The sequence below is a fragment of the Pantoea sp. C1E2 genome (assembly GCF_056491465.1).
This window is the reverse complement of record NZ_JBSZHT010000002.1, coordinates 412,595-427,690: the sequence shown is the minus strand read 5'-3', so window position 1 is coordinate 427,690 and position 15,096 is coordinate 412,595. Positions and strand designations below refer to the sequence as shown.

Annotated in this window: 11 protein-coding genes; 5 read left to right on the top strand and 6 right to left on the bottom strand. The window is 55.2% G+C overall.

What is annotated here, in order from left to right:
- The first annotated feature begins 112 nt into the window (after positions 1-112).
- Both kdgK and ACXI0A_RS02210 read left to right on the top strand, forming a co-directional pair.
- Complete coding sequence (gene kdgK / locus ACXI0A_RS02215; RefSeq protein WP_476150567.1) at positions 113-1,045, top strand: 2-dehydro-3-deoxygluconokinase; 933 nt, start codon at positions 113-115, stop codon at positions 1,043-1,045.
- A gap of 434 nt (positions 1,046-1,479) precedes the next feature.
- A complete protein-coding gene (locus tag ACXI0A_RS02210) occupies positions 1,480-2,349 on the top strand; it encodes a prolyl oligopeptidase family serine peptidase (RefSeq protein WP_476150568.1) in 870 nt (289 codons plus the stop codon).
- 139 nt (positions 2,350-2,488) lie between these two features.
- Here ACXI0A_RS02210 and ACXI0A_RS02205 read toward each other — a convergent pair whose 3' ends face one another.
- The 6 genes from ACXI0A_RS02205 to bcsE all read right to left on the bottom strand — a co-directional run bounded on the left by ACXI0A_RS02205 (position 2,489) and on the right by bcsE (position 11,352).
- On the bottom strand, positions 2,489-4,003 hold the full coding sequence (locus ACXI0A_RS02205; RefSeq protein WP_476150569.1) for an insulinase family protein: 1,515 nt from the start codon (positions 4,001-4,003) through the stop codon (positions 2,489-2,491).
- 245 nt (positions 4,004-4,248) lie between these two features.
- Positions 4,249-5,529, bottom strand: coding sequence for a dicarboxylate/amino acid:cation symporter (locus tag ACXI0A_RS02200; RefSeq protein WP_224933763.1), 1,281 nt, complete (start codon positions 5,527-5,529; stop codon positions 4,249-4,251).
- A gap of 230 nt (positions 5,530-5,759) precedes the next feature.
- On the bottom strand, positions 5,760-7,772 hold the full coding sequence (hmsP, locus tag ACXI0A_RS02195) for a biofilm formation regulator HmsP (protein WP_476151171.1): 2,013 nt from the start codon (positions 7,770-7,772) through the stop codon (positions 5,760-5,762).
- A 204-nt stretch (positions 7,773-7,976) separates the two neighbouring features.
- The gene (gene bcsG, locus ACXI0A_RS02190) at positions 7,977-9,617 is read right to left on the bottom strand and encodes a cellulose biosynthesis protein BcsG (RefSeq protein WP_476150570.1); all 1,641 of its coding nucleotides are present in this window, start codon (positions 9,615-9,617) and stop codon (positions 7,977-7,979) included.
- Positions 9,617-9,805: a cellulose biosynthesis protein BcsF gene (gene bcsF / locus ACXI0A_RS02185; RefSeq protein WP_224933761.1), complete on the bottom strand. Its 189-nt coding sequence runs from the start codon at positions 9,803-9,805 to the stop codon at positions 9,617-9,619. The genes bcsG and bcsF overlap by 1 nt, the downstream gene beginning before the upstream one ends.
- Positions 9,805-11,352: a cellulose biosynthesis protein BcsE gene (gene bcsE, locus ACXI0A_RS02180; RefSeq protein WP_224933760.1), complete on the bottom strand. Its 1,548-nt coding sequence runs from the start codon at positions 11,350-11,352 to the stop codon at positions 9,805-9,807. Before bcsE ends, bcsF begins: the two co-directional genes overlap by 1 nt.
- A 193-nt stretch (positions 11,353-11,545) precedes the next feature.
- Between bcsE and bcsR the strand changes: the two genes are divergently transcribed.
- Genes bcsR through bcsA form a run of 3 tightly spaced genes read left to right on the top strand, consistent with a single transcriptional unit; the run spans position 11,546 to position 15,083 of the window.
- On the top strand, positions 11,546-11,740 hold the full coding sequence (bcsR, locus tag ACXI0A_RS02175) for a cellulose biosynthesis protein BcsR (protein ID WP_224933759.1): 195 nt from the start codon (positions 11,546-11,548) through the stop codon (positions 11,738-11,740).
- Complete coding sequence (gene bcsQ, locus ACXI0A_RS02170; protein WP_476150571.1) at positions 11,740-12,471, top strand: cellulose biosynthesis protein BcsQ; 732 nt, start codon at positions 11,740-11,742, stop codon at positions 12,469-12,471. The genes bcsR and bcsQ overlap by 1 nt, the downstream gene beginning before the upstream one ends.
- On the top strand, positions 12,468-15,083 hold the full coding sequence (gene bcsA, locus ACXI0A_RS02165; RefSeq protein WP_476150572.1) for a UDP-forming cellulose synthase catalytic subunit: 2,616 nt from the start codon (positions 12,468-12,470) through the stop codon (positions 15,081-15,083). The genes bcsQ and bcsA overlap by 4 nt, the downstream gene beginning before the upstream one ends.
- The last annotated feature ends 13 nt before the right edge of the window (positions 15,084-15,096 follow it).

The following is a 15,096-nucleotide window of genomic DNA, read 5'->3' as shown; positions in this document are numbered from 1 at the left end:
GAAAAGGTGCTCAGGCACCTTAAGTTAAATTAAAACGTCGTTTTAAAAACCATTGACAGCTGCCATACCAGACGCGAGACTCGTGGGCAGAATTCACTACAGGCCGAAGACCATGACGCAGAAGAAGATTGCCATTATTGGCGAATGCATGATTGAGCTGTCCGAAAAAGGTGAGAACATCAAACGTGGCTTTGGCGGTGACACACTAAACACCGCGGTTTATCTGGCGCGCCAGTCAGATAACCAGCAGCTGCGGGTGGATTATGTCACCGCGCTGGGCACCGACAGTTTCAGTGACCAGATGATCGCAGCCTGGCAACAGGAGCAGGTGCACACCCAGCTGATTCAGCGCCTCGACAATAAAATGCCGGGCTTGTACTTCATCGAAACCGATGAGCACGGCGAGCGCACCTTCTGGTATTGGCGTAACGATGCTGCCGCGCGCTTCTGGCTGGAGAGTCCAGAGTCTGACGCGATCTGCGCCCAGCTGGCCGATTATGATTACCTGTATCTCAGCGGGATTAGCCTGGCGATTCTGCCGGCTGCCAGTCGTGAGAAACTGATGGCGCTGCTCAGCGCCTGCCGCAAAAACGGTGGCAAAGTGATTTTCGACAATAACTACCGTCCGCGCCTCTGGGCCGATAAAGCCAGCGCGCAGCAGGCTTACGCCGAAATGCTGCGTCATACCGATATCGCCTTCCTGACGCTGGATGACGAGCACCTGCTATGGGGCGAACAGCCGCTGGATGCGGTGATTGCGCGCACGCGTGAAGCGGGCGTGCAGGAAATCGCCATCAAACGCGGTGCCGATTCCTGTTTAGTGGCGATGGGCAATGAGCCGCTGCGTGAAGTGCCCGCCATCAAGCTGGCTAAAGAGAAGGTGATCGATACCACTGCCGCCGGCGACTCTTTCAGTGCAGGTTATCTGGCTGTGCGTTTAGCCGGTGGAAGCACAGAGGACGCCGCCGCACGCGGTCATCTCACCGCCAGCACGGTGATCCAGCATCGCGGGGCGATTATCCCTTTAAGCGCCATGCCTAAATAGTCTTGATCACAGCACTTCCCAGCGGCGCTATTTCAGGCAAAAAGTCTGACGCCGCTGGAAGCCAGCTGACGCGATGAATTGCGCCACTCGATCACTTTTACGTTCTGGATTTGATAACCACGACTTACATAATGCGCAGGATAATTTGCCTTAAATCCCGAGATTACACCGCCAATTTTGACTAACCTCGCCAGCCATCCATCTTTGACTCGCATCTGGCCACACCAGTTTAATAATTCTTACCATATCAATTTAAATTCAATGCATTACGGAAAGAAATCGGGCCGCCAGGCATAGTCCGAAACTGCAGAAATGGCGGGTTTTCGGCTGGACGCCAGCGCGAAAACAGACCATGTTTTAATCAATATCAGCAGGACGCTGTTAATCCGGCCGCGAACAAAATAATGACAACACGACTCGCTCAGGACTGATTTATGCACACAGAAATCATTAATATCTGGCCACACGGTGATGCGCCAGGCGCGAGTGATTCGCGCGCACAACCGCAAATCGTCGATCTCGCCAAAGAGTACGAACCTTATGACCGCGCGGCGACTGGCGTGCGTTGCCCTGAAATGGCCATCTGGCATCCGGAAACCTCCAACGGTATCACGCTGCTGGTGGCGCCCGGCGGCGGCTATCAGCGGGTGCTGATTGACCGTGAAGGCAGTGCGCTCGCCACCTTCTTCACGTCAATGGGTTATACGCTGGCGGTGATGACCTATCGGCTGCCGTACGATGGCCATCACGAAGGTCCCGATGCCCCGCTGGCCGATGCACAACGTGCAGTACGCGTGTTGCGCGATCGCGCTCAGCGCGGCATGAACGGTAAATACATCGTGATGATGGGCTTCTCAGCGGGTGGGCACGTGGCTGCCAGCCTGGGGACGCGCTTTGCTGAGAAGGTCTATCCGGTGCAGGATCAGGCCGACAACTTCTCGCCGCGCCCTGATGCGATGGTGCTGCTCTATCCGGTGATCAGCATGCGTGACGGCCTGGCACACGAAAGCTCGCGCACTCGCCTGCTGGGTGCATGGCCGGATCAAAAGTTGATTGAGGCGTACTCAATGGAAACGCGCGTGCATGCGCAGACACCGCCCACGCTACTGATTCATGCTTCCGATGATGAAGCGGTTTCAGTGAACAACAGCATGGTGTTTTTCAGCGCCCTGCGGGAACACAAGGTGCCGGTGGAAATTCACTTTTATCAGAAAGGCGGTCATGGATTTGGCATTCGCGGTGTCGCCGACCTGCCACTCGCCAGTTGGCCGATGCTCGTCACCGAATGGCTACGCGCCAAATGATCTCCTTCATACTTTGAGCTGCAGCAGCGTTGGCTGCGTGGATGCGCCCCAGTCACTTACTGACGTAAGCTCCGGGGGACTTATCCACTTGCCGCCTTGCTGCAACTCAAATTATTTTGGAGATCTCATGTGCCATGAATCATGACGAGGGTTGAGCCGGATCGGTCGCGCTCGCGCTGCCGTTACTTTCTGGTTTGGCTTCATCCGAAGCCGCCGGTGCCGCAGGCGCATCCGGCACCTTCATCACTTTATCCCAGCCGTCCTGAAGCATTTTCACATTGGTCTCAGCTTCGCCCTGTGGCTGAATCAGCACCATCGTCAGTTCCTGCGTCAGTTGCTGGCGCAGCTCCTGATTCAACTGCTCGCGCGTCAATCCACTGAGAAACGCCTGACGCAGCTTTTGATACTGCTCCGGCGCGATATCCACCACCGCATTTTGCTGCGAGCGTAAACGCTGACCCATCAGGATATCAGTGTCGGTGCGCGCGTAAGTGGCGAACAGCTTATTCAGTTCCAGCAGCTTTTGCGCCATCAGCGCATCAAACTCATCCTGCGGCAACCCTTTATCACGCACTGCCGCCAGCTCTTTCGCCACCTGGTTCATGTTCTGCGGCAGCGAGGCGTTGGGACTGTCCATGTTAATGGAACACTGGGCACGCTGGTACAGCACGCGGCAGTCAAAGCCCACCTGAACGTTTTGCGCTTTGCTATCCGCCAGCGCACGTTGCACGTGCCAGAACAGCGCTTCACGTGCCAGGTCACTCTGCCAGTAATGCTCTAAATTCTGCGAGTCGCGAATCGGTTGCCACGGCGTATCCCACACCAGCGACAGGCGATCCTGGTTCATGCTGCCATTAACCAGATTCACCGGCTGGTGCGGCAGAGGAGACAGCGTAGGCAGTGCTGCGGGTGCCACACGTTTACCTTTCAGCACGGAGAAGGTTTTATTGATTTGCTCTGCCATGCTGCGGCTATCAACGTTGCCCACCACATACAGGGTCATGCCATCCGGCGTGTACCACTGCTGATAGAAACTATTGAGCTGAGCAATGTCCACCGGCGCACGCGGTTGTTCGCCCGGATCGTGAGCCAGCATCGCTGAGCCTTTAAGACGATAACGCCACCAGACATCCTGGGTATTCGGCGGCCAGGTGGCGATAGGGTCGGTCGCGGTCAGCGCGGTCGAAACCACCTGCTCATTGATGGTCATTTTGCCTGCGGTTGCCGACAGCCAGTTCAGCGCTTCTTTCAGCAACTCCGGGCGGTTATTAGGCAGACTCAGGTTGTATTGGGTGTAATCGTACGACGAAATCGCCGGTGGCAGCGGTCTCTGCGGATCCATGGCTTGTTGCCACAGCGCACGCTGCTGATTGGTATCCAGCGCGGCGTTATGCACCATCGCCAGACGGGGAATTAAGTGGCTGAAGCCCGTTTGCTGCGCGCTTTCCACCAGCGAACCGGTGTTAACGATAAGACGTAACTCAATGCGATCGCTTGGACGTTGTGGCGTGGTGAGAAGCTGCCAGCTAAACCCATTGTCCAGTTTGCCTTCCTGCCACGCGGGATCGGGCTGGAGTGTTTCGGCGTGTACGCCGAAGCCGGATGCCGCAAGGATCAATCCGCCAACCAAAAGCCGAATTCTGGTGCCCTGCATGTGAACCCCTACATAAACAGATCAACGCTCGTTATCGCGACATGTGCGGCCACAACTTTGGTAGCCGACGCGGCAAGTTGCCGCCACGTTTATTGAAGAACAGACTCTTTGACCACAGGAAGGTCAGGATGTCGCGCAACGAGGTAAAAAATCGGGAAAAAAATCAATGGGGTTTATTATGCAAATGCCCGCTGTCAGGGCAAGTGACAGCGGGCATTTCTCGGGAAATTAACGCAAATAGATGATCAGATGCTGGTTTGTGAGGCGCTATTGACCTTTTTCGCTGAAGAAAGCGTCGCTTTCATCTGCTTTTCATCCAGCTGACCGACCCACTTCGCTACCACTACCGTCGCCACGCCGTTGCCTACAAGGTTAGTCAGTGCGCGTGCTTCGGACATAAAGCGGTCAATACCCAGAATCAGCGCCAGACCTGCTACAGGCAGATGTCCCACCGCAGACAAGGTGGCCGCCAGCACGATGAAGCCACTGCCGGTTACGCCCGCTGCGCCTTTTGAGGAGAGCAGCAGCACCACTAACAGCGTGATCTGATGGAAGATGTCCATATGCGCATTGGTGGCCTGCGCAATAAACACCGCCGCCATGGTCAGGTATATCGAGGTGCCATCCAGGTTAAAAGAGTAACCCGTCGGAATAACTAGGCCCACCACCGATTTCTTACAACCCAGCTTCTCCATCTTATCCAGCATGCGTGGCAGCGCTGACTCAGAAGAAGAAGTACCCAGTACGATCAGCAGTTCTTCTTTGATATAGGCAACAAACTTGAAGATGTTGAAACCTGCCCAGCGTGCTATCAAGCCCAGCACCACCACCACAAACAGCACACAGGTGATGTAGAAGCAGATAATCAACTGACCGAGTTGCACCAGCGAGCCCACACCGTATTTGCCGATGGTAAAGGCCATGGCACCAAATGCACCGATCGGCGCAAGGCGCATAATCATGTTGATGACGCCGAAGATCACTTTCGAGAAGCTCTCAATGACGTTAAACATCACCGTACCGGCACTGCCTAAACGGTGCAGGGCGAAACCAAACAGAATGGCGAACAGCAGCACCTGCAGGATGTTGCCACTGGCAAAGGCACCAATCACACTGCTCGGAATAATGTCGAGTAAGAAGGCAATAACGCCCTGATCCTGTGCTTGCTGGGCGTAAACTGCCACGGCTTTGGCATCCAGCGTGGCAGGATCGACGTTCATGCCCGCACCCGGCTGCACTACGTTAACCACCACCAGACCGATAATCAGCGCGATGGTACTGACAATCTCAAAATAGAGCAGCGCCACGGCACCCGTGCGTCCAACTGCTTTCATGCTCTCCATGCCGGCAATACCGGTCACCACCGTACAGAAAATCACGGGGGCGATGATCATCTTGATCAACTTAACGAAACCATCGCCAAGCGGCTTCATTTGCGCGCCTAACTCAGGATAGTAATGGCCTAACAGGACGCCGATGCCGATGGCAACCAGCACCTGGAAGTAGAGGCTTTTGAACAGTTTCATAACAGGTGTCCAGGTATAGACGGAATTCACCGCCGTTATTATGGAGAACGCATGCGGCAAGCCGCCTGGAAGCGAAAAACCTTACCGATTGCGGGAAAATAACACTCCGTTAACAGGATTAATATACCCTTACATTCCTTACAAAAGTTACAAAACTCTAACTATGAACTGAAACGCTTCAGCAAACAGCTTCATTACAATTTCGTTAATAAAATCAATAAACAATGTGATTATTCAGGATGTGACGAGCTGTCAAGCCAGCGTTGATTAAAGACGTTGAGAGGGAGTGCTTCAGCGTATAAGTAGCCCTGTCCTATAGTAATTCCGCGCGCCAGCAGCCAGTCGCGCTGCTCTTCTGTCTCCACGCCTTCCGCGATCACATCAAGGTGAATGATGTCCGCGATCGCCGCAACGATGCGCACCATGGTGTCGTCATCGGGCAGTGCCGCGACAAAGCTGCGGTCCATCTTCAGCTTGTTCACTGGCAGCGCTTTAAACTGATGCAGGTAATTGAGGTTGGAGTAACCCATGCCAAAATCGTCTAGCGCCACAGCCACACCGGTTTGCTGCAGTGAACGCAGCAGCGTAATCGCTTGTTCGGCATCACCAATCTGCGCGGTTTCGGTAATCTCCAGCACGAAATTGCCGGGTGCTATACGATGGCGCTCCAGCAGGCCCTGCAGATGAGTCACCATGCTGGCATCGCGTAACTGCACGGCAGAGATATTGACGCTCAGCGGAATATTAATCCCCTGCTTCTGCCAGGCGGCGAGAATACGGCAGGACTCCTCGAACACCCAACGTCCAATCGCCGAAATCACACCAATCTCTTCGGCGCTGGCAATAAACTCTTCTGACAATCCATAGCTGCCATCTGGCATGCGCATGCGCAGCAGTGCTTCCGCGCCCGCCAGCTCGCCGGTTTGCATATTGATTTGCGGCTGCAGGTAAAGCGCAAACTGGCCATCCTGCAAACCCTGCAGGATATCGTGTTCCTGGGTCAGACGTTTTTGCGCCCGTTCAGTGAGTGCCGGATCGAAGAACAGAATCTGATTTTTACCCTGATGACGCGCCGACATCATCGCTGATGTCGCACGATCGAGCTGCTCGCTGGCGCTGACGACGCTGTCATCATGCAGTGCCAGGCCAATACTGGCGTTCGGCCGCAGCTGTAACTGATGCAGGTTCACCGGCTGATTGATACGAATCATCAGGTTACGCGCAAGACGCATGGCGCGGAACGGATTGTGCGCGCGCTTCATCAGCAGCGCGAAGTCGCTCGGCCCGGTTTGTGCCAGTAACGTGTGGTCGTCAACGGTGCTGCGAATCTTCTCCACCAGCGTCAGCATCAGCGTATCGCGCTGCTCATCACTCAGTACGCCATTGGCTTCCTGCAACGTTTCGATGCGAATCACCATCAATCCCCACGGCTGACGGCTGTGGCGATGGCTGGCGTGTTGATCCAATAACGCGAGGAACAGGGCACGGTTGGGCAGGTCGGTAACGGCAAAATGGGTGGTCATGCGACTCATTTCATCATGAATCGACTCCAGCACCTGTTGATTGCGATTGTAGCTGCGGATCAGCATGCCAATTTCATCGTCACGATGATTAAGCGGCAGGTCGAGCTTGTGCGTCAGAATGGCCTGCGGCGGCAACTCCTGCAAATCCCGCGAAAGATTACGTAAGGGATGGACGATCAGGCGGTTGATACACCAGCTAATCGACACCGAAAGGATCAGCGCCAGCAGCAGATAGGTGGTGATCATAGTTGAGAGCGTGCTCAACAGGAACTGGTAAACCCGCGAAGAGTCAGCCTGCAGTACCAGATAGGCAATCGGCTTCGGTAAGCCCGTTCGCTCCACAGAATAGAGCGGTAGCGTAATTTGCACCGGCAGCTCAAATAGCCGCGCAACAAGGCGTGGCACGGGCTTCTCCGGCGCGAAATCCGCGTGCAGTGCCTGGAACGCGTTCGGCAATACCACATCCGCACGAGACAGAATGCCCGCCGGTTTCAAAGTATTGAGAATGCGTTCGGCCTGTGGAATATCACCCTTCAGAACCGCTTCTGACAGCGGCTGACGCACCGTGTGCGCGATATTTTCCATCTGCTGGGCGTAGTCAATCCTGCGCTGCTGCACAAAATGGAATAACTGGATGACGATAAAGATGCTGATGGTCACCATCGCCACGGCGGACACCGTTGCCATCTGCTTTATCGTTAACGAACGACTGACGCGCAACAAAAACTCTCCAGGCGGCTAAAGCCGTGTATTTAGATGAAATGCGCTGCGAGTATATCGCAGGTCAGTGTTTTTTTGCGCCGGGATAAAGTCGAAAAATGGCAGGAAGGGCGAGATAAAGCGGTGATTAGGAATTGCACACCCCATCACAGCGAGGTGAAGGTCAAAACGGTCGACATCTCAGCCGACCGTTTCAATTGATGGTTACTGCGGATAAGGCACCCAGTCGCCGCCGTTCAGACGGATCCAGGGTTTACCCTGGTACATCATCACCACGGCGTTATCGTTTTCCGACACCACTGGCGTTTGCGGCAGGTTATCCGTCAGCACCGACATATTGACGTTCGGCGCGTTAAACACCTGACCATCCACCACACGGGAAATGATTTCGGAAATCGCCAGCAAGCTGGTTGGCGTATCAATGCTCAACGGTTGTCCCTGATGCGGCGCTTTCATGCCAACAAACTTAATGCCGACCGGCACATGTGTAATGCTCGGGCTGGGAATATCACGCAAACCTGACATTTGCATTTTATCGCCCTGCAGCGCCGCACCGTGCTCCGGCACCACCAGCACCATCACGCGGCGACCTGATTTCTCCAGATTGGTCAGGAACGTATCCAGTTGATCAAACAGCACTTTAGCGCGCGGCTGCCAGTCAGCGGTGCGCGTGCTGCCGAGCTCGCGCGTACCGTCATGCAGTGGAATCAGGTTATAGAAGGTGGCACTGCGTGCATCACTGCTTTTGGTGCGATCGTCGAGCCAGCGCTGCATTAGTTGCCCATCATTGAACACCGGCGAACCATCAAATGAGGTCAATTCCGGTGCAATACCCGCTTGTGACATCAGCGGCGCCTGCAGATTGCCCTCTTCACGCAACTCTTTGAGATAATTACCAAACACGCCGGTATGATCCATCATCAGTTCCTGCTTAAAGCCCAGCTTCGCCAGGTTATCAAACAGGTAGCAACGCTGATCGGTGGCATTATACAGATTGGTATGCGAAGTCTGACCACAGCTGGCGCGCAGCAAACGAATCCCAGCGGGTCCGCTGTAACCGGTAGCAGAGTTGTAATTGTTCAGCAGGATATCGAAGTGCTTCCACAATGGATGGTCGCGCAACTGTGCCACATCCAAATCGGACCAGGAGAGTGAACAGATGTTGATCACCAGGATATCAAAAGGCTGCGAGTCCGCGGGTAGCGCATCAGGGAAGTGGGTAGCACGCTGACGCTCGCTGTCGTAAAAACGATTGAGCCACGACGTCAGATTGGCGCTGGTGGGTGGCGCCGACTGATCAAGGCCGTTGGGCACTTTTGAGGTGGCCGGTTTGTCATTGAGGGACACTTCCGGGGTCGCCGCTTTGGTCGGCAACAGATTCATTGAGGGACCGGCAATGGTCAGCACGTTAAGCCAGATCAGCATCAGCGAGACCAGCACCGTGACGCGGATCCACTGCGCCACAAACATATAGATCACCAGCAGCACGAAGCCTGCGCCAATCATCTCCCAGTTAATAAAACGTTCCAGCAAATCGAGCAGATAGGCAGAGGAGAAGCCAGCAACCTGGCTGCCCTGACTCATGATCGATTCCAGTCCCGGCAGCCAGGTGTCATGCCAGAACAGTGCAAAGCCAATCGGCAGCGACACCCAGTGGCGCACACGATGTAACCGGCGTGACGGCAGCGGGAACAACAACCAGGCCAGAAACACCAGATTGCTCAAGGCGTGGAAATTGAGATAGCCATACCACAACAGACCAAATTTGATCAGGAAGTAGAAGTTCCAGCCGCCGAGGCCGCGCCACCACGAACCGTGCAGCGTCGAAGGTTTGTTATCACTCATTACGGTTTGGTATCCGTTTTATTCGGTTTGCGTTGCCACTGCCCTTCCGACTTCAGTGCGCGTAACGGCAGCAGACGCATCAGCAAGCTGGTGCTACTGCGCGGTAACCAGCGCACAAACAACGATTTCAGGAACAGTAAAATTAATAACAGCAGGATCGCCACCTGCACCCAATCCATCAGCGTCATCAGTGGCGATCTCCATCGAGGTTGAGAACAATCGGTTGCGGGATTTGTGCCCCGCGCGCAGCGGAAGAGGTTGCACTGGGGGCCTGCGGCACCTCCAGCGGTGCCATCGGCGCCTCACGCTGCGCTAATGGCGTCAGCTGACGGATTTTATGCACTTCCGACAAGATCTGGTTGTCCTCGAACCACACCACGCGATTGCTGAACAACTCATCATGCGGCAGCGAGAAAATCGATTTCAACGCGATATCCAAATCGTTGAAGCGGCAGGACGACAGAAACAGATAGATGCGATCGTTTATCAGCGTCACCAAATCGCCAAAACGGCGCGGTTTACACAGCGTCAGAATCTGCTCGGGTTTCAACTGTGGCACCGGACGCAATGCCACCATCAACCCTTTATCATTCTCCGGCAGCAGCGTATTGCTCATCAGCTGCTGCACGGCAGCACAGAAGTTTTCCAGTGGCAGATAGCCTTTCTGTTGCAATGGCTGTAAGGCCTGCATCAGCGCTGTAAGGTTGGCGGGGACATGGCGGGTAAACTGCTGACCCTGAATCCCTTCCAGCGTGGTCAAAAAGCGCGACAGCGTCTGCGCGCCGGGCACGATGGCATTCACCCCACAAGCCAACAACAGTCGCTCATCGCTATACCTAAGACTGGTACTGATTTCGCGTACCACAATCTTTAATGCGTTACCGCGAGAGCGACGCAAACTGTGGACCATTTTTGCCAGGGCATTTATATCCTGGTTATGGGCCAGGTTAAAAATCACCGTTGCCGCGTTAGCCTGCTGGGCGCGTGAGAATACCCCTTCGTTGTCGCTAAACAGTTGCCACTGGCTTGATAGCGGTGGAGCACCTTCTAGCACACCCTCCTGAGCAAGAAATTGATTTTCATCATTCAGGCTCAGCGGAATATTCTGCTCCGCTTCATTGTCCGCCATAAATTCATTATCAACACAGCGCAAGCGAATAGCGCGGTCGGCTAACAATTTGTCAGCGGAGTACCACCAGTTAATTCGATATTGCCAGCTATCTTGTTGAAATTCTAAATGTGCGACACCATCAAGTTGGCGAAAATAACGCTGGAGATGATTGCGCAGATGAATAATCGATGCGCCTGAGGTAATCAGCAACAGTGTGATTTGTTTTTTGATTAACAAACGTCGCATGCTTTTAACCCAATGATTCAGCTCATCCTCGGATAATTTACTCCACAGCGCGGCGTTACTGTAAAACAGCACTAAGCCACTACGGCTATTCAGCACGCGGGCGAAATCACTCTCCAGATGCTGCAAACTGGCTTTATTGGCAGGCAACGAAAATAGCGGGATACGCGCCGGTCCGTTCAGCGGATCGGGCGTCAATAGCGCCTGGGGTTTCTCATCAGCACTGATTAATGTTGCCGCATCCTGGTGGCTAACCACCTGACGCAGCAGTAATCGGGCATCTTCCTGACGCTGGCTGGTGATCCAATAAAACCCTGGATTTTGCAGGGTAATTAATTCCTGCTGAACCTGATGTAGGCCAAGTGCATAGCGATTTTTCATATTTGTTTCGCGATCAGAACAATCCAGGCTAGTTTAATATAGACGGCGACGATTGGAACTGCTGAAATAAATAAAACCTGCGCTATCTCAAATCATATCGATTTTTGCATGGTGCCCGCTTTTCTTCAGGTTTAGACTTTACAAAAAATATAACCACAATTCATCCGTTGCTGTTTTTTGGTGGCAAAAAGTAATGAAAACAGAGAATGCCTTTTCACTGATCGCTTCCACCAGAGAAGATCAGGATGACATTAATGCGCTGAGTGAAGCCTTTTCCCTGAAGGCATTTCACTACATTGATATTGCTCGCGAAGAGCGCCTGAACAACTTGCTGGCACGCTGGCCGTTGCTGCAAGAATTAGCCGCCGATCAGGAGCCGCAACGCTAATGCCGATCATTGCCCTACAAGGTCTGCGCGGCGGCTGCGGCGCGACATCGCTCAGTGCAGCGCTCGGCTGGGCGCTCAATGCGCTGCAGGAATCGGTGCTGGTTATTGATTTCTCGTCCTCGAATCAACTGGCTGCGCACTTCAATCTGCCGCTCGCTAATCAGAACGGCTGGGTGCCGTCGTTGCTGGATCAGCAGCCGTGGCAACAGAGTGCCCAGCGCTATCAGAACGGACTCGATTTTCTCCCGTTTGGCGTGCTCAGCCATCAGCAGACGTTGAGTTTTCAGCATGCCGACGCGCATTTCGCCGCGCCGTTGCTGAACGCATTACCGGCCCTGAAATCACAGTACGATTGGCTGATCCTCGACCTTCCGGCGGATCTGCTGCCGTGGCAACGATCCTTCGCCCAGGCCGCCGATCGTCTGCTCCAAGTCCTTTCGCTGGATGCCAACTGCCAGCTGCGCTTGCATCATCCGCGTTTTTTGCCGCATACGCTGTTTCTGATCAATCAATTTAATGCCAACAGCCAGCTGCAACAGGATCTGCATCAGCTGTGGCTGCGAACGCTGAAGAATCTGATTCCGCAGGTGATTCACCGCGACGAAGCGCTGGCGGAAGCGTTGATGATGAAACAACCGGTCGGCGAGTATCGCCCTCATGCACTGGCGAGCGAAGAGATCAACACGCTGGCAAACTGGCTGTTATTGAATGTCGCAGGAGAGACAGCGTGAATCCGTTGCGCTGGCTGCTGGTGCCGCAGGCCTGGCAGGCGCTGCAAAGCCGCGCGCGCGTGGCTCGCCAGCACGGCACGGGCCGCTTAACCGTGATGTTGCACCTGCTGTGGTGCGTGCTGGCCTGGTCGCTGCTGCGGCTGGAAACCCCTGGCTGGCAGCGCCTGTTGCAACAACGCCAGCGTTACTATCCACAAATTTCACCGCTGCGCCCGCGCCCGTTAGACGTGCTGCGTTACGCGATGCAGAGCCTGTGGTTGATGCTAGTGTTGCCACTCGATAACAGCGCACGCAGCGAACGTAAACGCTTCAATGCTTTTGGGCCGCTGTTCCGCTGGCGTCAGCAACTCTATCAGTGGCTTGACCATGTGCCCGCACGCCTGGCGAAGACCGGACTTCATCTGCGAACCGAGCAGCTATTACAAAAGCTGCCTGGCCGCGTGCGGCATCTGCTGTTTATTGTTGCCGCGATTGTCGCCAGCCTGCTGGCGCTGCTGTGTATTTCGCAGCCGTTTGGTATCACCACACAATTCGTCTTCGTGCTGCTGCTATGGAGTCTGGCGATGATGGTGCGCCGTGTGCCGGGTCGCCTCTCGACCATCATGCTGATTGTGCTGTCGCTCACCATCTCCTGCCGCTACTTGTGGTGGCGCTACACTGAAACCCTGAACTGGGATGATCCGCTGAGCCTGACGTTTGGTCTGCTGCTGATTGGTGCTGAAACCTATTCCTGGACAGTGCTGGTACTGGGTTACTTCCAGACGCTGTGGCCACTGAATCGCCAGCCCGTTTCAATGCCGCCGGAAATCACTTCCTGGCCGAGCGTCGATATCCTGGTGCCGACTTACAACGAGCCGTTAAGCGTGGTGAAACCGACGATTTACGCTGCGATGGGCATCGACTGGCCGCAAGACAAGCTCAACATCTATCTTCTGGATGACGGTACACGCGAAGAGTTTCGCGAGTTTGCTGCCAGCGTGGGTATCCACTACGTGGTGCGCTCCACCCACGAGCACGCCAAAGCGGGCAACATCAATCATGCGTTGAAAGTGGCGTGTCGCAGTGATTACGTGGCGATTTTTGACTGCGACCACGTGCCGACCCGCTCCTTCCTGCAACTGACCATGGGCTGGTTCCTGAAAGATCACCGCCTGGCGATGCTGCAAACGCCGCATCACTTCTTCTCGCCCGATCCGTTCGAGCGTAACCTCGGCCGCTTCCGCCAGACGCCGAATGAAGGCTCGTTGTTCTACGGCCTGGTGCAGGACGGTAACGACACCTGGGATGCGGCATTCTTCTGCGGTTCCTGTGCCGTACTGCGCCGCACCGCGCTAGATGAGATTGGCGGCATTGCGGTGGAAACCGTCACCGAAGATGCGCACACCTCGCTGCGTCTGCATCGTCAGGGTTACACCTCCGCCTACATTCGTATTCCGCAGGCGGCCGGCCTCGCCACCGAAAGTTTGTCAGCGCACATTGGCCAGCGTATTCGCTGGGCGCGTGGCATGGTGCAGATTTTCCGCCTCGACAATCCGCTGATGGGCAAGGGCTTAAAGCTGGTGCAGCGCCTGTGCTATGCCAACGCCATGCTGCACTTCCTCGCCGGCATTCCGCGCCTGATCTTCCTGCTGGCACCGCTGGCGTTTCTGCTGTGCCACGCCTATATCATCTATGCGCCCGCGCTGGCGATTGCGATCTACGTGCTACCGCACATGGTGCACACCAGCCTGACCAACTCGCGCATCCAGGGACGCTGGCGTCACTCGTTCTGGAGCGAAGTGTATGAAACGGTGCTGGCGTGGTATATCGCTCGACCGACGACGGTCGCGCTGTTCAACCCGCACAAGGGCAAGTTCAACGTGACGGCTAAAGGTGGCCTGGTCGAGGAACGTCACCTCGATTGGGTGATCACCAAGCCTTACATGATGCTGGTGCTGCTGAATATTGCGGGTATCGGCATGGCGTTCTGGCGGATGGCGTATGGCCCGGCCAACGAGATGCTCACCATCTGGGTCAGCCTGGTGTGGGTGGTGTACAACATGATTATTCTCGGCGGTGCCGTGGCGGTTTCGGTAGAAGCGCGCCAGATTCGTGAAGCGCACCGCGTCGAAATCGCCATGCCTGCTGCCATCGCGCGTGAAGATGGCCACATGGTGCCGTGCACCCTGCGCGACTACTCCGATGGCGGTGTCGGTGTCGAACTGCGTGAAGCGGATGCGCTAAAAGAGGATGAACCCGTGTGGCTGCTGCTGCGCCGTGGCCAGCAGGAGTTCAGCTTCCCGTGCCAGGTACAACGCGTATTCGGCCGACGCGCCGGTATTCGCCTGCATCAGCTCACCACCCGCCAGCATATTGAATTTATCCAGTGCACCTTTGCGCGCGCCGATACCTGGGCGCTGTGGCAGGACGGCTTCCCGGAAGATAAACCGGTGCAGAGTCTGGCCGATATTATGGTGCTGGGCTTCAAAGGTTATCTGCGTCTGGCGGAGTATGGCCCTGCCCCACTGCGCCGTATTTTCCGTGTACTGACTTCCCTGGTGAGCTGGCTGGCGACACTGCTGCCACAGGGCATTGGCCGCGCTCCGGCGGCAATCAAAACCGATTTTTCATAAGTTGATGATATGA